This is a genomic window from Roseateles sp. YR242 (assembly GCF_900109745.1).
Lineage (GTDB): Bacteria > Pseudomonadota > Gammaproteobacteria > Burkholderiales > Burkholderiaceae_C > Roseateles.
On the sequence record NZ_FOAV01000010.1, the window covers coordinates 50341 to 75057 of the forward strand.

The 24717-nt window shown below is 66.2% G+C and carries 21 protein-coding genes; 7 read left to right on the top strand and 14 right to left on the bottom strand.

Annotated features, from left to right (window positions below; translation table 11 throughout):
- Positions 1-324 precede the first annotated feature (324 nt).
- On the top strand, positions 325-1344 hold the full coding sequence (locus tag BMY53_RS17790) for an STAS-like domain-containing protein (protein ID WP_092947843.1): 1020 nt from the start codon (positions 325-327) through the stop codon (positions 1342-1344).
- 103 nt (positions 1345-1447) lie between these two features.
- Here the strand turns inward: BMY53_RS17790 and pyk are convergent, their stop codons facing one another.
- Positions 1448-2878 (bottom strand): pyruvate kinase, encoded by a 1431-nt coding sequence (gene pyk, locus BMY53_RS17795; RefSeq protein ID WP_092947844.1) that lies wholly within the window; start codon positions 2876-2878, stop codon positions 1448-1450.
- A gap of 106 nt (positions 2879-2984) precedes the next feature.
- A complete protein-coding gene (locus BMY53_RS17800; protein WP_092947845.1) occupies positions 2985-5306 on the bottom strand; it encodes an NADP-dependent malic enzyme in 2322 nt (773 codons plus the stop codon).
- Between the two features lie 320 nt (positions 5307-5626).
- Between BMY53_RS17800 and pstS the strand changes: the two genes are divergently transcribed.
- The gene (gene pstS, locus BMY53_RS17805; RefSeq protein ID WP_177200935.1) at positions 5627-6745 is read left to right on the top strand and encodes a phosphate ABC transporter substrate-binding protein PstS; all 1119 of its coding nucleotides are present in this window, start codon (positions 5627-5629) and stop codon (positions 6743-6745) included.
- A gap of 143 nt (positions 6746-6888) precedes the next feature.
- Here pstS and BMY53_RS17810 read toward each other — a convergent pair whose 3' ends face one another.
- The 8 genes from BMY53_RS17810 to def all read right to left on the bottom strand — a co-directional run bounded on the left by BMY53_RS17810 (position 6889) and on the right by def (position 13435).
- Positions 6889-8082 carry a phosphoglycerate kinase gene (locus tag BMY53_RS17810; RefSeq protein ID WP_092947847.1) on the bottom strand — a complete coding sequence of 398 codons (1194 nt, stop codon included), beginning with the start codon at positions 8080-8082 and terminating at the stop codon, positions 6889-6891.
- 108 nt (positions 8083-8190) lie between these two features.
- A complete protein-coding gene (locus tag BMY53_RS17815; RefSeq protein WP_092947969.1) occupies positions 8191-8520 on the bottom strand; it encodes an AzlD domain-containing protein in 330 nt (109 codons plus the stop codon).
- Complete coding sequence (locus BMY53_RS17820; protein ID WP_092947848.1) at positions 8517-9260, bottom strand: AzlC family ABC transporter permease; 744 nt, start codon at positions 9258-9260, stop codon at positions 8517-8519. The genes BMY53_RS17815 and BMY53_RS17820 overlap by 4 nt, the downstream gene beginning before the upstream one ends.
- Before the next feature lie 177 nt (positions 9261-9437).
- On the bottom strand, positions 9438-10202 hold the full coding sequence (locus tag BMY53_RS17825; protein ID WP_092947849.1) for a head GIN domain-containing protein: 765 nt from the start codon (positions 10200-10202) through the stop codon (positions 9438-9440).
- A gap of 172 nt (positions 10203-10374) precedes the next feature.
- Positions 10375-10872, bottom strand: coding sequence for a hypothetical protein (locus BMY53_RS17830; RefSeq protein ID WP_255370268.1), 498 nt, complete (start codon positions 10870-10872; stop codon positions 10375-10377).
- Between the two features lie 38 nt (positions 10873-10910).
- Entirely contained in the window at positions 10911-11756 is an 846-nt protein-coding gene (htpX, locus tag BMY53_RS17835) for a zinc metalloprotease HtpX (protein WP_092947850.1), read from the bottom strand.
- A 159-nt stretch (positions 11757-11915) separates the two neighbouring features.
- Positions 11916-12872 carry a methionyl-tRNA formyltransferase gene (gene fmt / locus BMY53_RS17840; RefSeq protein WP_092947971.1) on the bottom strand — a complete coding sequence of 319 codons (957 nt, stop codon included), beginning with the start codon at positions 12870-12872 and terminating at the stop codon, positions 11916-11918.
- Between the two features lie 47 nt (positions 12873-12919).
- Positions 12920-13435 (bottom strand): peptide deformylase, encoded by a 516-nt coding sequence (def, locus tag BMY53_RS17845; RefSeq protein ID WP_092947851.1) that lies wholly within the window; start codon positions 13433-13435, stop codon positions 12920-12922.
- Between the two features lie 214 nt (positions 13436-13649).
- On the opposite strand from def, the gene BMY53_RS17850 reads away from it, so the two are divergent.
- From BMY53_RS17850 to BMY53_RS17860, 3 genes are all read left to right on the top strand, one after another.
- The gene (locus tag BMY53_RS17850) at positions 13650-14810 is read left to right on the top strand and encodes a LysM peptidoglycan-binding domain-containing protein (protein ID WP_092947852.1); all 1161 of its coding nucleotides are present in this window, start codon (positions 13650-13652) and stop codon (positions 14808-14810) included.
- A gap of 27 nt (positions 14811-14837) precedes the next feature.
- Positions 14838-16070, top strand: coding sequence for a DNA-processing protein DprA (dprA, locus tag BMY53_RS17855; RefSeq protein ID WP_092947853.1), 1233 nt, complete (start codon positions 14838-14840; stop codon positions 16068-16070).
- A gap of 93 nt (positions 16071-16163) precedes the next feature.
- Positions 16164-16616, top strand: coding sequence for a Smg family protein (locus BMY53_RS17860; RefSeq protein ID WP_092947854.1), 453 nt, complete (start codon positions 16164-16166; stop codon positions 16614-16616).
- A 135-nt stretch (positions 16617-16751) separates the two neighbouring features.
- Here the strand turns inward: BMY53_RS17860 and BMY53_RS17865 are convergent, their stop codons facing one another.
- The 4 genes from BMY53_RS17865 to yajC all read right to left on the bottom strand — a co-directional run bounded on the left by BMY53_RS17865 (position 16752) and on the right by yajC (position 22592).
- Positions 16752-19121, bottom strand: coding sequence for a DUF1631 family protein (locus BMY53_RS17865; RefSeq protein ID WP_092947855.1), 2370 nt, complete (start codon positions 19119-19121; stop codon positions 16752-16754).
- Between the two features lie 34 nt (positions 19122-19155).
- On the bottom strand, positions 19156-20187 hold the full coding sequence (secF, locus tag BMY53_RS17870) for a protein translocase subunit SecF (protein ID WP_092947856.1): 1032 nt from the start codon (positions 20185-20187) through the stop codon (positions 19156-19158).
- A 32-nt stretch (positions 20188-20219) separates the two neighbouring features.
- On the bottom strand, positions 20220-22148 hold the full coding sequence (secD, locus tag BMY53_RS17875; RefSeq protein WP_092947857.1) for a protein translocase subunit SecD: 1929 nt from the start codon (positions 22146-22148) through the stop codon (positions 20220-20222).
- A 120-nt stretch (positions 22149-22268) separates the two neighbouring features.
- Positions 22269-22592, bottom strand: a complete 324-nt coding sequence (gene yajC, locus BMY53_RS17880; RefSeq protein WP_092947858.1) for a preprotein translocase subunit YajC — start codon at positions 22590-22592, stop codon at positions 22269-22271.
- A gap of 263 nt (positions 22593-22855) precedes the next feature.
- Between yajC and BMY53_RS17885 the strand changes: the two genes are divergently transcribed.
- Both BMY53_RS17885 and BMY53_RS17890 read left to right on the top strand, forming a co-directional pair.
- Entirely contained in the window at positions 22856-23521 is a 666-nt protein-coding gene (locus BMY53_RS17885; RefSeq protein ID WP_092947859.1) for a GntR family transcriptional regulator, read from the top strand.
- The gene (locus tag BMY53_RS17890; protein WP_092947860.1) at positions 23518-24525 is read left to right on the top strand and encodes a proline racemase family protein; all 1008 of its coding nucleotides are present in this window, start codon (positions 23518-23520) and stop codon (positions 24523-24525) included. The genes BMY53_RS17885 and BMY53_RS17890 overlap by 4 nt, the downstream gene beginning before the upstream one ends.
- The last annotated feature ends 192 nt before the right edge of the window (positions 24526-24717 follow it).

Below are 24717 nucleotides of genomic sequence, written 5' to 3' on the forward strand. Positions count from 1 at the left end.
GAAGGTTCTCCGGAGAAGTGAAAAATCCTGGGCCGTGGAACAGCATTTCGAAGCGCTGTAACCACGCCGTAACTGCGACGATTCTAAACAGGCGCCATGGCGGGACCTGTAACGACCCACAAACAGGTGGCGCACGCTTCGTGGGCATCAGCCCCCCCTGGCTGGGGGTCTGTTCGCTTGCGCACGGAGGAGCGAGGCCGGTAGGCTTGGGGTCGGCGGGCTGGTGCTGTCGCAGTGTCTGCGACAGGAGAGCAAACTTCGTGCCTTGTGCCCACCGCCATGGCTTCTCACCGCCCTGCCCTTTGCCGCATTACCTGAAGCTTCATGACCCGTCTTGTGCTGGACCAGCTCACCCTCTGGATTACCGCCGCCGCCCACGAACATGGGCTGGACCTGGCCAGCCACATCGAGGAGCGCACGGGTGCCAGCCGGCGCGCTGCGCAGGCGGCGCTGAAGCGGCTGGTGGAGGCGCAGTGGCTGGTACGCACGGGCACGGACCGGCGGCCGGTGTTTGCGCCGGGGCCGTTGCGGCAGGTGGTGCGCAGCCTCACGCTGCACCAGTTGCAGGAGGACGTGGCGTGGCAACGGGACTTTGCGCCCCACTTCGACTTCCCGCGGCATGTGCAGCGGATGGTGCAACATGGTTTCACCGAGCTGGTGAACAACGCGATTGATCACAGCGGCGGCACCAGCGTGACGGTGTCGCTGCGGCAGACGCCGCGGCATGCGCAGTTGCTGGTCTCCGACGATGGATGCGGGGTGTTTGAGAAGATCTGCGGCACTTACGAATTGGCGGATGCCCAGCACGCGATGCTGGAGCTGAGCAAGGGGCGGCTGACGACGCAGCCGCAAGCGCATACCGGGCGGGGGTTGTTCTTCAGCTCCCAGTTGGCAGACGTGTTCGACATCCACGCCAACGGAAAGGCCTTCCAGCGCCGCGCCTGGGAAGGCAACGCCTGGCTGCCGGGGCGCGGGCTGCCCCGGCAAGGCAGCTCCATCTACATGGCCGTTTCGCTCGACACCACCCGCACGCTGGACCAGGTCCTTCAGCAGTGGAGCGTGGACGGCACCGGCATCACCTTCGACCAGACCCGGATCATGCTGCAGTTGGTCGTCGGGCCAGGACAGATGCTCGACTCCCGCGCGCAAGCCCGCCGGGTGGCGGCTCGGTTGCCCCAGTTCAAACGCGCCGAAGTGGACTTTGCAGGCGTGGAGGATGTGGGGCATGCGTTTGCGGATGAGCTGTTTCGGGTGTTTGCGCGGGCGCATCCGGAGGTAGCGCTGGTGCCGCTGAACATGACGCCTCGGGTGGCGGCGTTGATTCAAGCCGCCCAGAGCGCGTGAGGCGCGACATGGCCACAGAAAACAAAAGGCTCCGGTACACCGGAGCCTTCAAGGAATGCCAGCTTCCACCAGAGGGTGAGGGAGCACCGCCCCCAATCTCCCCTCATCCCACGCGGCAGACCTTCAGCATGTTGGTCCCACCCGGGTACCCCATCGGCTCCCCGCAGGTGATGGCATAGGTGTCGCCAGGCATCAGCACGCCTCGCGCAATCAACAATTCTTCAGCCGCCTTCAGCGCCTGATCCCGATCTTCGAAGTTGGGCATCAACACCGGCGTGACATTCCGGTAGAGCGCCATTTTGCGATGGGTCAGCACCTGCGACGTCAGCGCATAGATGGGCACATGGATCCGATGGCGGCTCATCCAAAGCGCCGTCGAGCCGGACTCCGTCAGCGCCACAATCGCCTTGCAGCCCAGGTGGTGCGCCGTGAACAGCGCGCCCATGGCAATGGATTGGTCAATGCGGCCAAACTGGCGGTTTGCGAAATCGGTGTCCAGGCTCACGAACTCGGCGTTCTCGGCCTCCAGCGCAATGCTGGCCATCTGCTGGATGGTCTCGACCGGGAAACGCCCCGCAGCCGTCTCAGCACTCAACATCACAGCATCCGTGCCGTCCAGCACCGCGTTGGCCACGTCCGACACCTCGGCACGCGTCGGCACCGGGTTCACGATCATCGACTCCATCATCTGCGTGGCCGTGATGCAGAGCTTGTCCAGCTCCAGCGCCATGCGGATCATGCGCTTTTGCAGCGCCGGCACAGCCGCATGGCCCACTTCCACCGCCAGGTCGCCACGGGCCACCATGATGCCGTCGCTGGCCTTCAGAATGGCTTCCAGATGAGGGATGGCTTCGTAACGCTCGATCTTGGCAATCATGCCGGGCTTGTGACGCCACGGCTCACCAGCCACGTTGGCCAGCTGCCGAGCCATTTCCATATCGGTGGCGTTCTTCGGGAAGCTCACCGCCAGATACTCGCACTGGAAGGACATCGCCGTCTTGATGTCCTCCATGTCCTTGGCCGTCAGGGCCGGAGCCGTCAGGCCACCACCCTGCTTGTTGATGCCCTTGTTGTTGGACAGCTCACCACCCTGCTTCACGATGGTGTGCACCTGCGAGCCGCGCACCGACTCCACGATCAGCACCAGCAGACCGTCATTCAACAGCAGCGTGTCCCCAGGCTTCACGTCACGGGGCAGTTCCTTGTAGTCCAGGCCCACGCACTGCTCGTTACCCAATTCGGTGCGGTCGGCGTCCAGGACAAACGGCGTGCCGTTCACCAGCTCGATCTTGCCGTTCTCGAACTTGCCCACTCGGATCTTGGGGCCCTGCAGGTCGGCCATGATGGCCACTTCCTTGCCGGCACGGGCAGCAACCTCACGCACCAGACGGGCACGGTCGATGTGGTCCTGCGCCTTCCCGTGCGAAAAATTCAGCCGGACCACGTCCACGCCAGATTGAATCATCCGCTCCAGCACCTCCGGTGAGGACGATGCAGGACCCAGGGTGGCGACGATCTTGGTGGCGCGGAACATGGCGTTGTCTCGGTCTGAAATTTAGTTACAGCCGCCGATTATGGATCGCATCGGCGGCTGTGAGGGGTACCGGTAGGTTACCAGCGGGTTTCCAACACAGCGGGCGTTACACGCCTCTTTCCGCTTGCACGTCCGCCACAGCCAACGCCGTCATGTTGACGATGCGGCGTACGGTGGCAGAAGGGGTCAGGATGTGCACCGGACGCGCCGCACCCAGCAGGATGGGGCCCACCGTGACACCCTGGCCGCCCACGATCTTCAGGACGTTGAACAAAATGTTGGCCGCGTCCAGCGTCGGCAACACCAGCAGGTTGGCCGCGCCCTTGAGCGTGCTGTCCGGCAGGAAGGTGTTGCGCACGTCTTCCGACAATGCGGCGTCTCCATGCATCTCGCCATCACACTCGATGTCCGGATGCTGCTGCACGAACAGGTCGCGAGCCTCACGCATCTTCAGGGCGGAAGGCCGCTTGCTGGAACCAAACATGGAGTGCGACAGGAAGGCCAGCTTGGGCGGCAGGCCGAAACGCTGAAGCTCTTCCACCGCCTGCGCGGCAATCTCCGCCAGCTGGCTGGCATCCGGGTCGTCATTGACGAAGGTGTCGGCGATGAACAGCGTGCGCTGCTCCAGCATCAACGCATTCATCGTGGCGAAGTTGCGCACGCCCGGCTTGCGGCCGATGAGGTTGTCGACATGCTCCAGGTGCGAGTCAAAACGACCCACCAGGCCGCAGATCATCGCGTCGGCATCGCCCAGGCGGATGGCCAGCGCACCAATGGTGGTGTTGGAGCGGCGCACCGCCGACTTGGACATCTCGGGGGTGAAGCCCTCGCGGCCCATGACCTCGTGATACGCCTCCCAGTACTGGCGGAAACGCGCGTCGTTTTCCGGGTCGATGACCGCCACATCCTCGCCCAGCTTCAGGCGCAGGCCGGCACGCTGGATGCGCATCTGGATGACCTCCGGACGGCCGATCAGCGTGGGCTTGGCCAGACCTTCGTCCAGCGCCACCTGCACGGCACGCAGCACACGCTCGTCTTCGCCCTCGGCGTAGATCACCCGCGCAGGGTTGGCCTTGGCCGCCGCGAACACCGGGCGCATGAACATGCCGGTCTGGTAGACAAAACGCGAGAGTTGCTCGCGATAGGCATTCATGTCCTCGATCGGACGGGTGGCCACGCCGGACTCGGCCGCCGCCTTCGCCACCGCCGGGGCAATGCGCAGGATCAGGCGTGCATCAAACGGCTTGGGGATGATGTAGTCCGCCCCAAACACCAGCTCCTGGCCGGGATAGGCCGCCGCCACTTCGGGCGGCGTCTCGGCCTTGGCCAGCGCCGCAATCTCGCGCACGCAGGCCAGCTTCATCGCTTCGGTGATCTTGGTGGCGCCGCAGTCCAGCGCACCACGGAAGATGTAGGGGAAGCACAGGACGTTGTTGACCTGGTTCGGATAGTCCGAACGGCCCGTGGCCATGATGCAGTCCGGGCGGGCCTGCTTGGCCAGCTCGGGACGGATCTCGGGTTCCGGATTGGCCAGCGCCAGGATGATGGGCTGGCGCGCCATGGTGGACACCATCTCGGCGCTCAGCACACCGGCAGCGGAACAGCCCAGGAACACGTCGGCGTCCTTGACGACGTCCGCCAGCGTGCGGGCGCTGGTGACCTGGCAATAACGGCGCTTGGATTCGTCCAGGCGGTCCGCATCGGCACGCTCGCTCTGGATCACGCCCTTGGAGTCCACCACAAACACATGCTCGCGCTTGATGCCCAGGCCCACCATCACGTCCAGGCAGGCAATGGCCGCAGCACCCGCGCCAGACACCGCCACCTTCACCGCAGCAATGTCCTTGCCCACCAGCTCCAGGCCGTTGAGCAACGCCGCGCTGGAGATGATGGCCGTGCCGTGCTGGTCGTCGTGGAAGACCGGAATGTTCATCCGGGCGCTGAGCTGCTTCTCGATGTAGAAGCACTCCGGCGCCTTGATGTCTTCCAGGTTGATGCCGCCCAGCGTGGGCTCCATGGCCGCAATGATCTCGACCAGCTTGTCCGGATCACGCTCGGCCAGTTCGATGTCAAAGACATCAATACCGGCAAACTTCTTGAACAAGCACCCTTTGCCCTCCATCACCGGCTTGGCCGCCAGCGGGCCAATGTCGCCCAGGCCCAGCACCGCCGTGCCGTTGGTGATCACACCCACCAGATTGCCCCGCGAGGTGTACTCGGCGGCCAGCGTCGGGTCTTTCTCGATGTCCAGGCAGGGGTAGGCCACGCCCGGCGAATACGCCAGGGACAGGTCACGCTGGTTGGACAACGCCTTGGTCGGCGTCACGGCAATCTTCCCGCGTGTGGGGAAGCGGTGATAGTCCCGCGCCGCTTCACGCAGGGCGGCTTCGGCAGGACTCAGGCCAAGGCCGTCGTTGTGTTCACTCATTCGGGTTCTCCGTCGCGACAAATGCGAATCTGGGTCCAGACAAGGCCCCCTGCCGCCGCGTACATGCCATTAGACAGGAGACCCTAGGTAAATTCCTGGGGGCGCAAAGCTTAAATCCTGTTCGCCCCGCCTGCAGATGCTTTCAGTTTTAACTGGCATGCAAAGATGGCCATGCAACGGGCGCTCATCAGCCCAACCACGTCGGCATTCGCACACCCTACCGGGAGATCTCCCCAGAACGCGGGCGTGGCAAGACGCGCCAGATGCCCCCCCGATACCTAGAATCGCGCGCCGGCCTGCAGCCATCAGATCCTCCCAGCATGACTTCCCAGACACTTCCATCGCGTCAAACCACCCCTCGGCCCCGCGGCACCGGGAGCCCCCAAGCGCCGTCCCGCAGCCTGGCCCGTATCTTGTGCCTGGGTGCCCTGCTGTCCATGGCCAGCGCCGCCTTCGCCCAGGTGCAGGGCGCCGGGGCCTCGTTCCCGTCGCTGGTGTATGGCCGCTGGGCCACGGCCTATGAGAAGAGCAGTGGCGGCCAGGCGGTCCAGTACAAGGCCACCGGATCCGGTGACGGCGTGAAGCGCATCACCGCGCGGGAAGTGCAGTTTGGCGGCAGCGATTCGCCGCTGCCAGCGGACGAGCTGGCCAAGCGCCACCTGGTGCAGATCCCCATGCTGGTGGGCGGCATCGTGCCGGTGGTGCATCTGCCCAGCGTGCCGGAAGGCCGCCTGCAATTGACCGGCGAAGTGCTGGCCGACCTGATGGCCGGCCACATTCGCCTGTGGAATGACCCACGCATCACAGCGCTCAACCCCGGCCTGCCCTTGCCCGCCCTGCCCGTGCGCCGCGTGGTGCGCGCCGACAAATCCGGCACCACCGAAGGCTTCACGCGTTATCTGAGCGAGGTGTCGAGCAGCTTCGCTACCGACATCGGCACCAGCAGCCTGCCCAAGTGGCCCGGTGAGGTGGAGCGTGCCGAAGGCAACGACGGGATGGTCAAGGCCCTGAAGGCCGTGCCGGGCTCGCTGGCCTACGTCAGCTACGACCGTGTGCAGGCCGAGCGGCTGAATGCCGCGAAACTGCGCAATGCCGCTGGCCAGTGGGTGGCCGCCACCGAGGCCGGCTTCCGCGCCGCGATTGCGGACAGCGACCTCTCGCGCCGGGGCGATGACCTGGCGACGCTGATGAACCGCCAGGGCGCCGCCAGCTGGCCCATCACGATGACCAGCTTCGTGCTGATCGACGCCACCCCCGCCAAGGGCGGTGACGCCTCCCCGGTGATGCGCTTCCTGTACTGGTGCTTCATGCATGGCGACGACCTGACGCGCGGCACCGGCTTTGCACCTCTGCCCCTGGCGTTGCAGTCGAAGCTGGCCGCACGCTTTGGATCGGTCAAGGCGCAGGACGGTCAGGCGCCCGCCTATCAGTCCATGTGATCCCCTGCACTGAAGACCAGGCGCCGCTCACCGGCAGCTGCCGCGTGAGACCCCCAGGTCCGCAGCGGCATCACAAAAACAAAGGGGCGCCATCGGCGCCCCTTCTGCTTGGTGTTGCGGGCAGGCCCTGAGCCTGCACCCCATCAGCCCGCCGCGCGGCGGCTCAGGATCTCGAAGGCCGGCAATGTCTTGCCTTCCAGCACTTCCAGGAAGGCACCACCGCCGGTGGAGATGTAGCCCACGTCCTTCTCGATGCCGTACTTGGCGATGGCCGCCAGGGTGTCGCCACCACCCGCAATCGAGAACGCGTCCGACGCGGCAATGGCGCGGGCAATGGTCTCCGTGCCCTGGGCAAAGGCATCGAACTCGAACACCCCCACCGGGCCATTCCAGACAATGGTGCCGGCCGCCTTGAGCTGCTCGGCCAGCAGGGCCGAGGTCTTGGGGCCGATGTCCAGGATCAGATCGTCATCCGCCACGTCCGTCGCGGCCTTGACCGTGGCGGGCGCGTCAGCCGCAAAGGCCTTGGCGGTGACCACGTCCACGGGAATGGGTACGGCAGCGCCACGCGCCTTCATCGACTCGATCACCGCCTTGGCTTCCGCCAGCAGGTCGGGTTCGGCCAAGGACTTGCCGATCTTCAAGCCGGCCGCCAGCATGAAGGTGTTGGCGATGCCGCCGCCCACGATCAGGCCGTCCACGTTGTTGGAGAGTGACTTCAGGATGGTGAGCTTGGTGGAGACCTTGGAGCCGGCCACGATGGCCACCAGTGGACGCTTGGGATTGGCCAGCGCCTTGGTGATGGCGTCGATCTCCGCAGCCAGCAGCGGGCCGGCACAGGCGATCTTGGCGTATTGGGCAATGCCGTAGGTGGAGGCCTCGGCGCGATGAGCCGTGCCAAAGGCGTCGTGCACGAAGATGTCGCACAGGGCCGCCATCTTGCGGGAGAGCTCTTCGCTGTTCTTCTTCTCGCCCTTGTTCACACGGCAGTTTTCCAGCAGCACCACCTGGCCCGGCGCCACCTCCACACCGTCCACCCAGTTGGCCTTCAGCGGCACGTCGCGGCCCAGCAGCTCACCCAGACGCCTGGCCACAGGGGCGAGCGAATCCTCGGGCTTGAACTCGCCCTCGGTCGGGCGGCCCAGGTGCGAGGTGACCATCACTGCCGCGCCAGCCTTGAGGGCCAGCTCGATGGCGGGAATGCTGGCACGCACCCGCGTGTCTTCAGTGATCTCGCCCGCATCGTTGAGCGGAACATTCAGGTCAGCGCGGATGAATACACGCTGGTTGGCGACCTTGCCGGCACTGACCAGATCGGCGAAACGCAAGACATTCATGGTGATTCGTCTGAAGTTGTGGGAATGCGTTGCGGCCAGCCGCTGCTCACGCGGCCGCTGGCGCAAATCGGGCGAAGCTTACCAAGACCCTGGCAGGAGCCGGCCCGGTTACCAGCCCAGGCCGATGCGCAGCGCCAGCATCACCACCGTGCCACTGACGATGGTGCCCAGGATGCCGCGCTTCCAGAAGAAGTAGGCGGTGGCCGTGGCGGTGGCATAGAGCCGGGCGTCTTTCCAGGTGGCGATGAGCTCGCCCTGTGTCATGACGATCTCCGGCACGATGACGGCCGCGAGCGCGGCCAGGGGCGCGTAGCGCAGCCCGTCGCGCAGCCAGTCCGGCATGGGGATCTCGCGGTCCGGAATGAGGAAGAAGCCGCGCGTGACCATGGTGATCAGCGCCATGCCGGCAATGCCCAGCAGCGTTTCCCAGAAGCTCATGTCGGCCTTCCGCCGTGGGCCGTGGGGCCGCCCGGCGGCACCCATCGCTCCATCATCAGGCCCGCAGCCACAGCGGCCGCAATGGCCACCAGGATGTTCAGGCGCAGCGGCAGCCCATACGCGGCCACGGCGGCGCAGGCAGCCACAGCGGCCGAGACCCAGCTGTTGCGGTTGCCCAGCAGGGAATAACTCAGCCCCAGCAAGGCCAGCACGCCAGCAAAACCCAGGCCCCAGTTCGTCGGGATGCGGTCCGCCAGCAAGATGCCGGCAATGGCGGGCAACTGCCACGCCACCCAATTGATGGCCACGCCGCCCCAGAAATAAGGGACCTGGCGCTCCGGGTCCGGCTTCATCTCGGGGAAACGCTTGAGGAAGGCCACGTAGTTCAGGTCAGCCGCGAAGTAGGCGATCCACAGGCGCTGCCGGCGCGGCAACGGGGCGAGGTAATGCCGCCACTGGGTACTGAAGATGACAAAGCGCAAATTGACGCAGAAGGAGGTGGCCCATAGCACCCACAGCGGGGCGCCACTGGCAATCAGCGGCAACGAGGCCAGTTGGGAGCTGCCAGCAAACACCACCAGGCTCATGAACAGGGCCATGCCCACGCTCAACCCGCTCTTGACCATGGCCACGCCCGTCACCAGGCCCCAGGCGGAGATGCCCAGCGTGATGCCCACCATGTCCTTGGCACCTTGCTTGAATTCGGGGTGGCGCCAGTGCGCGGGGAGGAGATCGGCCATGCCGGAATTGTCGGCCCTCACGCGCGCAAGGTGTCGCCCCTCGCCCACGACAGCCTGGCCACCCATCCGGCATTCGCCCGCCAGCCGCCCTCGGTGGCCAACGTCGATGGCTCATCATGCGGGCGAAAACCGCCCGGTGATCCGAGCGGGCTGCAGTGCCGGGTTCAGTCCTTCGGCTCAGTCCTTCAGTCGGCGCACGGAGCCGGATCCCGCGTTGGACATGCTGATTTCGGGGTTGCCCAGATAACCGACGTCACCCGACCCGACAATGTTCACATCCAGCCGCTTGCGGGCCTGCACCGAGACATCGCCGCTGCCGGCGATGCTGACCTTGGCATCCTCCACCACCAGTTCCCGGGCCTTCACGTCTCCGCTGCCGGCGACGTTGACGGTGAGGGTGGTGGCCTTGCCGTTGGCCACGATGTCGCCGCTGCCGGACACCCGCAGGCCGATGCGTTCCGCCTCCAGGCCATTGAAGCGGATGTCCCCACTGCCGGCAATGCTGGCATCCACCGACCCGGTGGTTTTCATCGCCTCGACCCGAATTTCGCCAGAGCCGTTGATGGACACGCCACGCAGCTGGCGCATCTCCAGCGTGATGGTTGGTGTGGTCCTGCTGCTGAGCTGGAAGCCGCGCCGCGCACCGATTTCCAGCGTCCGCCCCTTGCTGCTCTCCACCACGCGGATCTCCAGGTAGGGGTGCAGGTTGCTGTCGGTGCGGATCTCCACCTTGTCGGCGCTGCCCTGGCGCACCACCACCTTGAAGCTGCTGGCCAGCGCCACCGCATCAAAGGCCCCCAGGTCGCGCCGGTCGGTGGTGATGTCTCCGCCGCCTTCCACGTGCTGGGAGCCACCGAAACTCCAGGACCAGGCTTGGGCAGAGCCGGCAGCCGCCAGGCCGAGCACGGTGATGGCGAAGAAGCGGCGCGTGATGTTGTTCATGAGGGCGATCTCCTGGGATACGGAATGATCGCATCATCGGGGTACGGCCCCGGCTGGGGCCAGCCCGGGGTGACGAACTGCATCGGGACCGGGATCAGGTGCAGCCACGGCGGAACAAGTGCAGCGCAGCGCCCGGAGGAGCTCTAGTGCCCCCCGCAGCGCCCGCGGCGGCTCAATGGCTGCTCTTGCCGCCCTTGCCCGACTTCTCACCCTTGGCCGGCTTGGCCGATTCCTCGGTGTCATCCGAGTCGGACGCGGGCTCGGCCGGCTTGCTGGCCGCAGGGTTGGCCACCAGCGGACGGGTACCTTCGAGTTTGTTCTCCCGCATGTACTCGTCCATCTCGCGCCAGCCTTCGTAGATGGAGGCTTTCTGCGCCTTGGGGTTGAGGGCGTAGCAATCTTCGATGGCGCGCATGGCGTTGCGGCACGCGCCGCCAATGGCCTTGCCTTCGGCCTCCTTGGCGGCCGCCACCTTGGCGGGGTCCTCGATGCCGAGCTGGTCGCAACCGGTCAGCAGCAGAAGGCCGACCAGGGCAGCGGGTACCAGCGACGTCTGTGCCAGGGATGAGTGCGCGAGGGATGTGTGCGCCAGGGCGGCCGGCAGCCGGAAGATGGACCGGCGGCGGGCCGGCAGGGCCGACGAGGAAGAGGACGCGCTGAGCTTCATCATGTCCATATCGGCCTGGCGTGACGCCGCTTGAGGAAGAGTTACCGGCGCACCATCGCCATCAGGCGCGCAATGCGCTCCTCGGTCGAGGGGTGCGTGCTGAACAGGCCACGCAGTCCACCGCCGGAGAGCGGGTTCATGATCATCATCTGGGCCGTTTCCGGGTGACGCTCGGTGGTTTCCAGAGGAATGCCCTGAGCATAGCGGTGGATCTTGTCCAGGGCGGCCGCCAGGGCCTGCGGGTCACCGGAGATCTCGGCACCGCCACGGTCCGCCTCGAACTCGCGGGCACGGCTGATGGCCATCTGGATGAGGCTGGCGGCAATCGGCGCGAGGATGGCCACCAGCAGGCCGACCAACGGGTTGGCCGGGCGGCCTTCGCTGTCTCGACCGCTGAAGAACACCGCAAAGTTGGCCAGCGCAGAGATGGCACCGGCCATGGTGGCACTGATGGTGGAGATGAGGATGTCCCGGTGCTTCACGTGGGCCAGCTCGTGCGCCATGACGCCACGCAGCTCACGCTCGCTGAGCACGCGCAGGATGCCGGTGGTCGCCGCCACGGCGGCATGTTCGGGGTTGCGGCCGGTGGCGAAGGCGTTGGGGGCGTCTTCCTCGATGAGGTAGACACGCGGCATCGGCAGCTGGGCACGGTCGGCCAGTTCACGCACCATGCGGTAGAACTGCGGCGCGCTGCGCTCGTCCACCTCCTGGGCGTTGTACATCTTCAGCACCATCTTGTCCGAGAACCAGTAGCTGAAGAAGTTCATGGCCAGCGCAAAGATCAGCGCGATCACCATGCCCTGCTGGCCTCCAATGACGGAACCGATCACCACGAAGAGCGCGGTGATGGCAGCCATCAGGATGGCAGTCTTCATCAGGTTGAACATGGCAAACCTCCTCAATCCTCACAAAACAAGAAACCGGCACGGCCATCGCTGGACGCAGCAATCGCTGGACAGTACACCGTCCTGAAGATCCATGTGGCGGCGTTATACGGCGCTTCAAGTCGGATTCCCCTGAGCGGCGATGAGAGGGGACCGAACTCCTCAGCCGAGCCGCTCACCGGGCTGCAGCGGCCTGGCCTGCAGGAAGGCCGAGGCCGGCAGGCGCTTGCCGCCGGCACGTTGCAATTCAACCAGCCGGACGGTGCCACGGCCACAAGCCACGACAGGTCCATCGGCAGAGACGGCGACGATCTCGCCCGGCGCGGCCGACTGGCCCGCCTCGGCCACCACCTCGGCGCGCCAGACCTTGAGCGGCTCTCCATCCAGCTGGGCCAACCCGCCAGGGAAGGGGTCGAAGGCGCGCAGGCGGCGGGCGATCTGGGCGGCGTCCTCGTCCCAGCGGATCTGGCTTTCGGCCTTCTCGATCTTGTGGGCGTAAATGACGCCGGCTTCGGGCTGCTGGCGAGGTTGCAGCGACGCCGTGGCGGCCAGCGTCAGCGCCTGGACGACCATGCGGCCACCCAGTGCGGCCAGCCGGTCATGCAGCGACGCCGTGGTGTCGTCCGGGGCGATCGGCAGGCGCTCTTCCAGCAGCATGTCGCCCGTGTCCAGGCCCTCGTCCATCTGCATGATGGTGATGCCGGTCTCGGTGTCTCCAGCCTCGATGGCGCGATGGATGGGGGCGGCCCCGCGCCAGCGCGGCAGCAGCGAGGCGTGGATGTTCAGGCAGCCCAGGCGCGGCTGGGTCAGCACCCATGCCGGCAGGATCAGGCCGTAGGCCGCCACCACCAGCACGTCCAGCCGGGCCGCTTCCAGTGCCGCGCGGCCCCTCTCGGCTTCGTCCGGGAACTTGCCATCGAGGCGAAGGCTGCGCGGTTGGGCCACGGTCACCCCATGCTGGAGCGCCAACTGCTTCACGGGCGAAGCCTGCAGCTTCATGCCGCGTCCGGCCGGGCGATCCGGCTGGCTCAGTACCAGGGGCACCGTCACGCCAGCGTCCAGCAGGGCCTGCAGGGCCACAGCGGCAAACTCGGGCGTGCCGGCGAAGCCGACCCTCAGCGTGTGGAGCGTGTCGGAATGCACGGAGGAACCGTTGTGCCCCGACATCAGCGCACTTTCGCGTCTTCGCGTGCTTTTTTCACGAGCTTGGTCTTGATGCGCTCGCGCTTGAGCGGGCTCAGGTATTCCACGAACACCTTGCCGGCCAGATGGTCCATCTCATGCTGCACGCAAACAGAGAGCAGGCCCTCGGCATCGAACTGGAAAGTGTTGCCGTCGCGGTCCAGCGCCTGCACGGTGACGGTGCGGTGCCGCATGACTTTGTCATAAATCGTAGGGACGGACAGGCAGCCTTCCTCCCCCTCGATCAGGTCATCGCTCTTGGCGATGAGCTCGGGATTGACCAGCACCAGCGGCTGGTCGCGATCTTCCGAGACATCCATCACGAGAACCCGCTCATGCACATCCACCTGAGTGGCTGCAAGGCCGACGCCCTCGGCGTCGTACATGGTTTCGAGCATGTCGGCCGCCAGTTGGCGGATGTGGTCGTCCACCACCGCCACGGGCTTGGCCACGGTGTGCAGGCGAGGATCGGGGTAACGAAGAATGTTCAGTTTCGACATGGTAGGAATGTGTGCGCTTGTGGACATCACACAACGCCGGTTTGTAAGGGCTTGCAAGCGGGGGCGGCTCCCTTCATTGCGGGTACCCCTGAATCTGGGCAGAATCGCCGCCAGCGACGGTGGATTTTCGCCGATTTGGGAAGTGCCGCCGTCGCTGGCTTGAAAGCGCCACTGGCCACGAGGGGCCTTCACTACGGGCGCGGGAGAACAAGGAATGACGCAACGGCGGCCGCTGGGCTTGACGACCATTTATGCAGCGCTGCTTGCCGGCGCTCTCATCAGCACGCCTGCAATGGCCGCTGGTGACTATCCCATCACGCCGAAGCAGCGGGAGACCGCCCAAAAGGTCTCCCAGGCTGGCGTGCCGCTGTCGGAGCTGGCGCCCAACGCGCCAGACACGTACACGGTCAAGCGTGGAGACACGCTGTGGGGCATCTCAAGCATCTTCCTGAAGTCACCGTGGCGCTGGCCCGAACTTTGGGGCATGAACAACGACCAGATCCGCAACCCCCACCTGATCTATCCGGGTCAGGTGCTGGTGCTGGTCAAGGGAGACGGGCGTGCCCGTCTGCAACTGGGCCGCGAAGTCGGCGGCAGTGGCACCAACGGCGACGTGAAACTCTCGCCGCGCGTGCGCTCCACAGATCTGAATGACGGCTCCATCGCCTCCATTCCCCAGCATCTGATCGAGCCCTTCCTGAACGAAGCCATCGTCCTCAACACCAACGAGCTGGACACGGCGCCACGCGTGGTGGCCGCCCAGGAAAACCGGGTGTGGATGACCAAGGGCGAGCTGGCCTATGGCCGTGGCGACTTCAGCAGCGGCGAGACCGAATACCGCATCTTCCGCCAGGCCAAGCCGCTGGTGGACCCGGTGACCCAGGAAGTACTGGGTTATGAAGCCGCCTTCGTCGGCACTGCCGAAGTGGTTCGCCCGGGTAGCGCGGCAGGCACGCCTGAAGAGGTGCCCACCACGCTGAAGATCGGCCTGGTGCGCCAGGAAGTGGGCGTGGGCGACCGCCTGGCCCCCATCCCGGCCCGGGGCTACACCAGCTACATGCCGCATGCCCCAGCCGGTCCGGTGGATGGCCGCATCGTTTCGGTCTATGGCGACGCCATCAACGCCGGCCAGAGCCAGATCGTGGCGCTGAACCGCGGTGCAGCGGACGGCATGGAACGTGGCCATGTGCTGGCGCTGTGGCGCGCAGGCCGTGTGATCAAGGACACCACCACCGAGGCCAAGGACGCGATCCGGCTGCCGGACGAGCGTCATGGCTCGCTGTTTGTGTTCCAGGTCTTTGACCGCGTGTCCTACGCGCTGGTGCTGACGGTGCAAGAGCCGGTCACTGCCGGCGATCGTTTCACCCAGCCCTAGCGGGCCCAACGCCGACGCCAGACAGCGATGCAACCCAAGGAACTCCGGACCTGGTTGCATCTGCTGGACAGCGTCGGCCGCGCCGCCGCCCGGCGGCTGCTGGCCCGCCACGGTGATGCCGAAGCGGTGCTGAATGCGGGTCAGGCCGGCTGGACGGGCCTGGTGACCGCCGATGAGGCCCAGCGCCTGCGCCACGGCCCACCGAAGCTCGAACAGACCTGGCATCGCACGCAGGCCTGGCTGGAGGCTTCAGACACCCACAGCGTTCTGCTGTTGGGCGACCCCGATTACCCGCCTTCCCTGTTGCACACGGCCGACCCGCCGTTGATGCTCTACCTCGATGGCCGGCGCGAGCTGCTGGGCCGGCGCGCCATCGCGGTCGTGGGCAGCCGGCATCCCACCCCCCAGGGCGAAGACAATGCCCGCATGTTTGCGGCGGGTCTGGGCCAGGCCGGTTTCTGCGTGGTCTCCGGGCTGGCCATGGGCATTGATGGCGCGGCCCATGAGGCATCGCTGAACACGGCGGGTGGCACGGTGGCGGTGCTGGGCACGGGGCTGGACCAGGTCTACCCGTTGGCCCATGAAGCCCTGGCGCGGCATATCAGCCGGCGCGGGCTGCTCGTCAGCGAGTACTTCATCGGCACGCCGCCGCTGGCGCCCAACTTCCCGCAGCGCAACCGCATCATTGCGGGCCTGGCCGAGGGCTGCCTGGTGGTGGAGGCGGCGATGAAATCCGGCTCCCTCATCACGGCGCGCATGGCCTCCGAAGCGGGCCGCGAGGTCTTCGCCATCCCGGGCTCGATCCATGCGCCGCAGTCGCGCGGTTGCCACCACCTCCTCAAGCAGGGCGCCTGCCTGGTGCAGACGCTGGAGGATCTGCTGTCCGAACTGCCTCCCACGGACCGGCCCAATGCGCAAACCGAGCATCCTGCCAGCCCGACGCACCCGTCCGGGACAACGCCCAGGCCCGCTTCTGCGACGGCGGTCCCCGGCCCTGGCCCGCTGACCGCCCCGGCCAACGATGCGGTGGGCAAGCCGGCCAAGGATGCGGGCGGCCAGCCTGCCGACCCGGCCGACACAGCCAACCCGACTCATCCCGTACTCCGGGCCTTGGGTCATGATCCCATCTCGCTGGAGCAGCTCTCCCAACGCACGGGCTGGTCGGTGAATGAACTGGCGGCCGTATTGCTGGATCTGGAGTTGGAGGGCGAGGTGGCAAGGCTGCCGGGGGCGCGGTTTCAGCGCCGTGTGCGCGCCTGATGGCGGCTGGGCCCCCTCGGTCGGGGAATATCCGTGGCGAGGCCCTGTCATTTCGGCCCGGAGGGCTTTGAGGCCCTGCGGTATAGTCCCCTCATGTTCGACGTGCTCGTCTATTTATACGAAACCTATTGGCGGCCTGACGCTTGTCCGGATCACGCCCAGCTGACCAGGAAACTGTCAGCCGTTGGCTTCGAAGACGACGAAATCCGTGATGCGCTGTCCTGGCTGGATGGCCTGGCGGCGTCCTCCCAATCCCATCACGCCGAGCCTGGCGAACGCAGCCTGCGCATTTATTCGCGCGACGAACAGGAACATCTGGGTGATGCCTCCATGGGTTTCATCAGTTTCCTGGCCTCGGCCGGCGTGCTTCCAACCGCGATGCGCGAAATGGTGATTGACCGCGCCATGGCCATCCCCGGTGGCCCGCTGGACCTGGAAGACCTGAAGATCATCGTGCTGATGGTGTTCTGGAGCCTGGGCGAAGAGCCGGATGCGCTCATCCTGGATGAATTGTTTGTGGCGCCGGAAGAACGACTGATTCACTAAGCCGAACGGCCTCCGGCCCGCCAAACAGAAAAGCCTCAGCGCGATGACCGCCTGAGGCTTTTCTGTTTGGCGGGCGTGCCGCTGCGTCGTGCTTCACGCCGGTCAACGCCAGCGGCGGGGAACGCCAGTAAGCACTCAGGCCAACAACCGACTCGGATCCACTTCCAGCTTCGCCAACGCATTGCGCGTCGCCTTCACCGTCAACGACTCGTCCTGTGCCGGCAGCATCAGGCCGGCCTGCAGGAAAGCTGCCAATCGGCTCAGCTGGAACAGCACGCCCCGTCCTTGCGGCGACACGAACAGGATCAGATGGTGGCGCATCCCGCGCCACACCAGTTGCACCGGCTCGACCCGATTCCGATAGTCCAGCATGTACCAGCTGCCCACTTGCAGCTCCCGCGCCCAGGCCAGCATCGCGGCTGTCGGCACGGTGCCCCCTTCGGCCACCACTTCCAGCCCGTCTACCTCGTGGCTCGACAAGTCCCGCACCAGGGACTCGTTGATCTCCACGCCGGCTTCCGTATTGGGCAGCATGGCTTCCAGCGTCTCCAGCTGGCTCATCAGCTCATCCAGACGCTCACGCGGAATCGCTGCGGTCTTGGCCGTGAACGCGGCAGCCAAAGCATTGTTCAGCGACCGGATCTGCTCATCCTGCCGGTCGGCCGTCATGCCCGCATGCCCCATGCCATCGCGCAGCGTCTTCAGCAGCGGTGGCAGACGCCGGATCACCTCCGCGCGGTCCTCACGTGAGACCTTCGCGCTCGCCGACCAGATCAGATCCGCCGCCGCGCGCTTCATCGACTTGGTCTGGTCCGCCTGCGGCCCATAACGCACACCCGTCACCGCCAGCACATCGGCCCAGATCTGGAACAGGAAGTCCCGCACCCCGTCCTGCACCGGCACCTCGGACAGCATCTTGCGTAGCTCGATGGTGTATTGAATGGCCAGCGTCTCACGCTGCTCCACCTGCTGGGCCAGCGAGACGCCCTTGCGGGACACCTCGTTTTCTTTCTGGAAATAGTGGTCCAGGAACTTCTCGAACTCGGTCAGCACCGTCTGGAAGACGCGCCGACCGGTGTCCGGATAGGCTTCCACCACCTGCACCACGCGCTTGATCTCACGCTCCAGCGCATCGCCGATCTCGGCCGTGGAGGTGCTGAAGCCCATCACGCAGGCGCCCATGCGGTCGATCAGACGGCGCGCGGGATGGTCTTCCGCGGCAAAGAAGTCGGGTTCGCCAATGGCCACCCGCAGCACCGGCATCTGCAGCCGGGCAAACCACACCCGCAGGGCCGGCGGAATACGCTCCTCCTGCAGGATGGCCTGAAACAGCAACGCCACCAGTTCGATGGTGGCGCGCTCAGCCGGTGTATCCGCCGCTGATTTCAGGGCCGACTTCAGCGCCTGGTTACGTTGGCGGATCTCGTCCAGCGCCTGCGGCGCCGTCATGTGGATATCCACGCCGCCCGCATCCGCCTGCTCGGCGCGACGCAACACCGCCTCTTGCGCATGCGTGATGGCAGCACCCAGGCGCTGGGAGGAATGTCTTGTGGTGGGGCCGGCGCCCATCTGCGTGGCCGGCACACCCGCCACCGAGGCGGCGGAACCGCCCACTGCCGGGCCCAACTGGGCAGACCGGGAAGGCGGGGACGGTGCCCGCGCCAGCTCCGGCACATGCCGCGCCAGTACCCGTTGCAATTGCGCCATCACTTGCTGGGCCGACTGGGTGGCCGGTGTCAGTGCGGGCGTGGCGGGCGGCTGGGGCGCCGCCGCAACGGCAGGCGCCATGCCGGCGGCCGGTGCCGGCGCCGAGCCTCCACCGGAGCCGCTGCTGGAAGCCGCAGGTGCGGAGGCGTTGCGACGGATCAGCGGCCGCAGATCCACCTCGGGCATCACGCCCTGCTGGAGCAGCCAGTGATTGCTGTCGTGATAGGCCTCGCTGAGCAGGAGCGACAACTCCTGGTGCAGCGGCCGCTGCAGCATCTGCCAGATGGAACTGGAGAGGCCGGATTCGAACCAGGCGTCCAGCACCAGCCGGGCCAGCACCTGGGCGCGCAGCAGATCCTGGTGGGGCAGGTCTTCCAGCCCTTCCAGCCGCTGCATGCGGTTGCGAAGGTCGCTGAACTCCCAGCTGGCCTTGTCCATCATCGCCAGCGCCAGGCGGGAGGCGATGATTTCGCGCTCGATCGTGTCGTCATCGACCAACGACAGATTCTGGGGACGGCTGGACAAGGAGGCGGACCGGGAATCCCCCGGGCCGTGGTGATACACATGCCGCAGCGACTTGCCCAACCGGGCGTGCCAGGGCGTGGCACAGCGCTGCCAGGCGTCGTACGCATCGCGTCGAGCCATCTGCAGCGCGTGTTCGGCTGGCTGCGAGCGCAGGTCCTGCACCGCCGTGGTGAGCGAAGCCACCACGGCAGGCAAGCCCCGCAGCAGCACTTCCGTGTGAACGCGCCGCGCCTGGGAGGCCATTGCCTGTGAGCGAGCGTCTGCGGCGGTCATCGAAGAAGGGAGTTAATAACTGCGGCTGACTCTACTACACCACTGCGCCTGCGTTGGGGTCGTCAGGATCCTCCCGCTTGGCGGAATGCTTGACGAGATCTTCCCGCTTGACGCCCAACCACATGGCAATGGCCGCCGCCACGAAGACGGACGAGTAGATGCCGAACAGGATGCCGATCGTCAGCGCGATGGCGAAGTAGTGCAAAGTCGGGCCGCCGAAGAACAGCATCGACAGCACCATCATCTGGGTGGAGCCGTGGGTGATGATGGTCCGGCTGATGGTGGAGGTGATGGCGTGGTCGATCACCTCATGGGTGTTGAACAACCGGTATTTGCGGAAGGCTTCCCGCACCCGGTCGAAGATCACCACGGATTCGTTCACCGAGTAACCGAGCACCGCCAGCACCGCCGCCAACACCGCCAGCGAGAATTCCCACTGGAAGTAGGCGAAGAAGCCCAGGATGATCACCACGTCGTGCAGGTTGGCGATGATGCCGGCAATGGCGAACTTCCACTCGAAGCGGAACGCCAGGTAGCACACGATGCCCAGCACGGTGGCCAGCAGCGCGTAGGCCGCGTTGGTGGCCAGCTCCGCCCCCACGGACGGGCCGATCAACTCGCTCTTGGCCAGCGACAGCGGCTCGGTATCGCCCACCGCGCAGGCCTGCTTGCTGACGGCCTCGCCCTGCGGCGACACCGACTGGTGCTGCACCACCGCGCCGTTCTCGGCCTTGCACAGCGCCTCGAAGACGTTCTTGACGATGACGTCCTGCTTCACCTCCGGCTTCACCGGCAGGCGGATCATGACGTCACGGGTGGTGCCGAAGTTGGTGACCTGGACCTCGCCAAACCCCATCTGCTCGACCACATGCCGGGTCTTGTTGATATCCGCCGGCTGGGCGTAGGCCACCTCGATGGAGGTGCCACCGGTGAATTCGATGGAGAAATGCAGCCCGCGCGTGACGAGGAAGAACACGGCGGCGGCGAAGGTCAGGAAGGACACGACGTTGAAGATCAACGCGTGCTTCATGAACGGGATGTCCCGTTTGATTCGGAAGAATTCCATGGCGTTGTGCGCTCTGTGCTAGGTGGCGGCCCTCAAGGGGCCTTCACCGCGTCGTTGACCACATCGTTGGCCTGGCTGCCGGCGGCGCCAGGTTCGGTAGCAGGCTTCCAGACGGTCCCGATGGACACGCCCTTCAGGCGCTTGCGGCGGCCATACCAGAGGTTGACCAGGGCCCGCGAGAACATCACCGACGAGATCATCGAGGTGATGATGCCCAGGCAGTGCACCACGGCGAAGCCCTTGATGGGGCCGGAGCCGAAGGCCAGCAGCGCCAGGCCGGCGATCAGGGTGGTCACGTTGGAGTCCAGGATGGTGGCCCAGGCCCGCTCGTAACCCGCGTGGATCGCCTGCTGGGGCGCCAGCCCCGCACGCAGTTCTTCCCGCACCCGCTCGTTGATCAGCACGTTGGCGTCAATGGCCATGCCCAGCACCAGCGCAATGGCCGCGATGCCGGGCAGGCTCAGTGTGGCCTGCATCAACGACAGCACCGCCAGCAGCAGCAGCAGGTTGAAGCCCAGCGCCAGGGCGGAGAACACACCGAACATCATGTAGTAGAAGCACATGAAGACGGCCACGGCCAGGAAGCCCCAGGTGACGGAGGCAATGCCCTTGTCGATGTTTTCCTTGCCCAGGCTCGGGCCGATGGTGCGCTCTTCGATGATTTCCATCGGCGCGGCCAGCGAGCCGGCACGCAGCAGCAGCGCGGTGTCGCTGGCTTGCTGGGTGGACATCGAACCGGTGATGCTGAAGCGGTTGCCCAGCTCGCCGCGAATCACCGGAGAGGTCACGACTTCACCCTTGCCCTTTTCGAACAGGATGATGGCCATGCGCTTGCCGATGTTCTCGCGCGAGACGTCCTTCATGATGCGCGCGCCCTTGGCGTCCACGCTCAGGTTCACCGAGGCGTTGTGGCTCTCGTCGAAGCCGGGTTGGGCATCGTTGAGATTGTCGCCAGTGATGATGACGGCACGCTTGACGATGATGGGCGTCAGGTCGCTGTCACCACGGCGCTCCATGTAGCGCTCCGAGCCGAAGGGCACGGGGCCGTTGCCGGTCAGCGCGGCCTGGCCTTCGGCGGTTTCGTCCACCATGCGCAGTTCCAGCGTGGCGGTGCGGCCGATGATGTCCTTGGCCTTGGCAGTGTCCTGCACGCCCGGCAACTGGACGATGACACGGTCGCGGCCCTGCTGCTGGATGACCGGCTCGGCCACGCCCAGCTCGTTCACCCGGTTGTGCAGGGTGGTGATGTTTTGCTTGATGGCGGCGTCCTGGACGGCGATGACCGCCGCAGGCGTCAGCGCGCCGGTCAGGCGCAGGTCGCTGCCGTCGCCGGAGGGGGTCCAGCCGACTTCGGTCGTCTGGCCACGAATGACATCCAGTGCCTGGGCGCGGGTGGCTTCGTCGCGGAAGTTGATGACCACGTTGTTGCCGTCACGGGCGATGCCGGCATGGCGAACGTTTTTGTCACGCAACAGGGTACGGACGTCGCTGGCCAGCGAATCGGCCTTCTTGGTCAGCGCCGCCTTCATGTCCACCTGCATCATGAAGTGGACGCCGCCGCGCAGGTCCAGGCCCAGATACATGGGGAAGGCGTGCAGCGCGGTGAGCCATTCGGGCGAACGCGACACCAGGTTCAGCGCGACCACGTAGGGCGGCGCTTCCGTCTCGCTACCGTTGAGGGTGCGGGAGATGATGTCCTTGGCCTTGAGCTGGCTGTCGGGGTCCGCGAAGCGCGCGCGCACCGAGTTGGCCTCGAGGTGCACGAAGTCGGGCTTCAGGTTGGCCTGGGCCAGGGCCTGCTCGACACGCTGGCGCACGCTGTCGTCCACCTTGACGGTGACCTTGGCGCTCGACACCTGCACCGCCGGCGCTTCGCCGAACAGGTTGGGCAGGGTGTAGATGAAGCCCACGAGCAGCGCCACAAGCAGCAGCGCATATTTCCAGAGCGGGTAACGGTTCATGAGGACATCCTCGGAAAACCAGGTGGGGCCTTGGGCCGCCACCTGAAGCGGACCCGGCCGGTGCAGGGCACGGGCCGGGTCGTCTGGGTACCGTAACTGGTGCCGTGACCGGCACTGGCGTCACTTGGTGACGGTGCCCTTCGGCAACACTTGCAGCACGGCGGAGCGCTGCACCTGGATTTCAACGCCCGGGGCGATCTCGACGCTCAGGTAGACCTCGCCGACCTTGGCGATCTTGCCCAGCATGCCGCCGTGGGTGATGACTTCGTCGCCCTTGGCCAGCGCTTCCACCAGGGCCTTGTGCTCCTTCTGGCGCTTCATCTGCGGGCGGATCATCACGAAGTACAGGACCACGAACATCAGCACCAGGGGCAGCATCCCGGTGAGGCCGCCCATCGGGTCGGAGGCTGCTGCGGTCTGGGCGTAAGCGTTGGAAATAAACACGTCGATATCCCTCAGGAAATGGGTCCGTCCCCGACGCCGGGCCTACCCGGCAGCTGGACGAAGGAACCCGTGATTGTATGCGTCCGGTCCGGACGTCCCGGATCGTGCCGGGCGTCGATTAATTAGGGGCAGCATTCGGAAACTCCATCCAGGCTGGCCCGCAGGCCCAACCCCACCCGGGCAGGCACGCCTCGTCAAGCCGGGGGAAGCGAGCGGACGGCGGCGTCCGGGCAGCCGTGCCGATGCTGCGATGATGCGGGCCCATGACTTCAGGCACCCCAGAACAACGAGAACAAGACAATCGCCGGCAGGCGGACCAGGCCTACGACGCGATCGAGAACATGATCGCCACGCTGCAGTTGCGCCCGAGTGCCCCGGTGGTGGAGTCGGAGCTGATTGCACAGATCGGGCTGGGGCGCACGCCCACCCGGGAGGCGCTGATGCGGCTGGTGGCCCAGGGGCTGATCGTGCAGTTGCCCCGGCGCGGGCTGATGGTGAGCGACATCCAGGTCTCCGAGCAGTTCGACCTGCTGGAGGCCAGGCGCTCGCTGGAACGGCTGATTGCCTGCTGCTCGGCGCGGCGTGCCACGCCTGCCCAGCGTGAGGCCTTGCTGGCCTGCGCCACCCGGATGGCCGACGCCGCGGACCAGGAAGACCTGGAGGCCTACATGCGGGTGGACCAGGCGCTGGACCGGGTGAACCATGCAGCCTGCCGCAATCGCTTTGCCGTGGGGGCTGTGGTGCCCATGATCATTCAATGCAGGCGCTTCTGGTACGCTTATCGGCACCATGGCGACGTCGCTGTCGGCGCGCGTTGTCATCAGCGCCTGGCCGAGGCCATCGCAGGCGGAGACGGCCAAGCCGCCGCCCAGGCCTCCGATGCACTGATCGACGCCCTTCGTGAGTTTGCCCAACAGGTGATCGCATGACGCTTTCCGCCCTCCCGCTGGGACTGCCTGCCGGCGCACTGCCAGGGGGACTGGACACCACCACGCGGGTGGTGGACTCCCATACCGGCGGGCAGCCGACACGGCTGGTGGTGGGCGGGGGGCCGGCGCTGTATGGCGCGACCATGGCCCAGCGGCTGGAAGAAATGCAGCACCATCACGATGCGTGGCGACTGGCGCTGGTGTCCGAGCCGCGCGGCCACCACGCCATGGTCGGTGCCCTGCTGACGGAGCCGGAACGGCCCGGGAGCCAGGCCGGTGTGATCTTCTTCGACCAGCAGGGATTTCTGGGGATGTGCGGCCACGGCGCCATCGGGGTGGTGGCGTCACTGGCCCATCTGGGAAAACTGCGCCCGGGGCCGCTATGGCTGGATACCCCTGTGGGGACGGTGCACGCGGAATTCATGCTGGATGGCAGCGTGAGCCTGCAGAACGTGCCGTCGTACCGGCACCTCGCCCAAGTGGCCGTGACCATGGACGGGCAGACCTTTCACGGCGACGTGGCCTGGGGTGGGAATTGGTTCTTCATCTGCGCGGACCATGGGCAAGCATTGCGGCTGGAGGACGCCGGCCGGCTGGCGTCCTTTTGCGATCGGCTCCGGGAGGCGCTGCAGGCGCAGGGCGTGACCGGGGCCGACGGGGCCTGTGTTGATCATGTGCAGCTCACGGGGCTGGCGGTGGATCGAGCACACAGCGCCCGCAACTTTGTACTGAACCCGGGGCTGGCGTGGGACCGCAGCCCTTGCGGAACCGGGACAAGCGCGCGGCTGGCCTGCCTGGCGGCTGACAACCAACTACTGTCGGGCGCCGTGTGGCGGCAGGAGAGCATCACGGGCAGCGTGCTGGAGGCCAGCTGGCAGCCGGCAGAAACAGCCGGGCAGGTGGTGGTCACCCTGGTGGGGCGCGCCTACGTGACGCTGGAGGGGAAGGTGGTGATTCAGCAGGATGATCCGCTGGGATGGGGCAGGAGCGACCTGCGCGACTGAGGGCTCGGGGCATCCGTAAGCGCTTGCGGCGGCGCACAACGGTATGCTGCGCCCATGCAGCCTCACGGACCCGGACCTGAAACAGAACCCCGCCCTACCGCCCCCATCCGCCTGTTGATGCTCGCCTTGGCCTGGCTGCTGTTGGCTGGCCTCCCCGCTCAGGCACAAACGTCGGCTTCGGCTTCGGCTTCG

Coding starts and splice junctions, on each gene's coding strand:
- BMY53_RS17815 (WP_092947969.1), bottom strand. CDS start 8,520: ATGAGCTTCTGGGAAACGCTGCTGGGCATTGCCGGCATGGCGCTGATC.
- BMY53_RS17860 (WP_092947854.1), top strand. CDS start 16,164: ATGTTCGACGTGCTCGTCTATTTATACGAAACCTATTGGCGGCCTGAC.
- secF (WP_092947856.1), bottom strand. CDS start 20,187: ATGGAATTCTTCCGAATCAAACGGGACATCCCGTTCATGAAGCACGCG.
- BMY53_RS17790 (WP_092947843.1), top strand. CDS start 325: ATGACCCGTCTTGTGCTGGACCAGCTCACCCTCTGGATTACCGCCGCC.
- BMY53_RS17890 (WP_092947860.1), top strand. CDS start 23,518: ATGACGCTTTCCGCCCTCCCGCTGGGACTGCCTGCCGGCGCACTGCCA.
- pyk (WP_092947844.1), bottom strand. CDS start 2,878: ATGTTCCGCGCCACCAAGATCGTCGCCACCCTGGGTCCTGCATCGTCC.
- BMY53_RS17865 (WP_092947855.1), bottom strand. CDS start 19,121: ATGACCGCCGCAGACGCTCGCTCACAGGCAATGGCCTCCCAGGCGCGG.
- pstS (WP_177200935.1), top strand. CDS start 5,627: ATGACTTCCCAGACACTTCCATCGCGTCAAACCACCCCTCGGCCCCGC.
- BMY53_RS17820 (WP_092947848.1), bottom strand. CDS start 9,260: ATGGCCGATCTCCTCCCCGCGCACTGGCGCCACCCCGAATTCAAGCAA.
- BMY53_RS17825 (WP_092947849.1), bottom strand. CDS start 10,202: ATGAACAACATCACGCGCCGCTTCTTCGCCATCACCGTGCTCGGCCTG.
- BMY53_RS17810 (WP_092947847.1), bottom strand. CDS start 8,082: ATGAATGTCTTGCGTTTCGCCGATCTGGTCAGTGCCGGCAAGGTCGCC.
- dprA (WP_092947853.1), top strand. CDS start 14,838: ATGCAACCCAAGGAACTCCGGACCTGGTTGCATCTGCTGGACAGCGTC.
- BMY53_RS17800 (WP_092947845.1), bottom strand. CDS start 5,306: ATGAGTGAACACAACGACGGCCTTGGCCTGAGTCCTGCCGAAGCCGCC.
- def (WP_092947851.1), bottom strand. CDS start 13,435: ATGTCGAAACTGAACATTCTTCGTTACCCCGATCCTCGCCTGCACACC.
- htpX (WP_092947850.1), bottom strand. CDS start 11,756: ATGTTCAACCTGATGAAGACTGCCATCCTGATGGCTGCCATCACCGCG.
- BMY53_RS17885 (WP_092947859.1), top strand. CDS start 22,856: ATGACTTCAGGCACCCCAGAACAACGAGAACAAGACAATCGCCGGCAG.
- BMY53_RS17850 (WP_092947852.1), top strand. CDS start 13,650: ATGACGCAACGGCGGCCGCTGGGCTTGACGACCATTTATGCAGCGCTG.
- BMY53_RS17830 (WP_255370268.1), bottom strand. CDS start 10,872: ATGATGAAGCTCAGCGCGTCCTCTTCCTCGTCGGCCCTGCCGGCCCGC.
- secD (WP_092947857.1), bottom strand. CDS start 22,148: ATGAACCGTTACCCGCTCTGGAAATATGCGCTGCTGCTTGTGGCGCTG.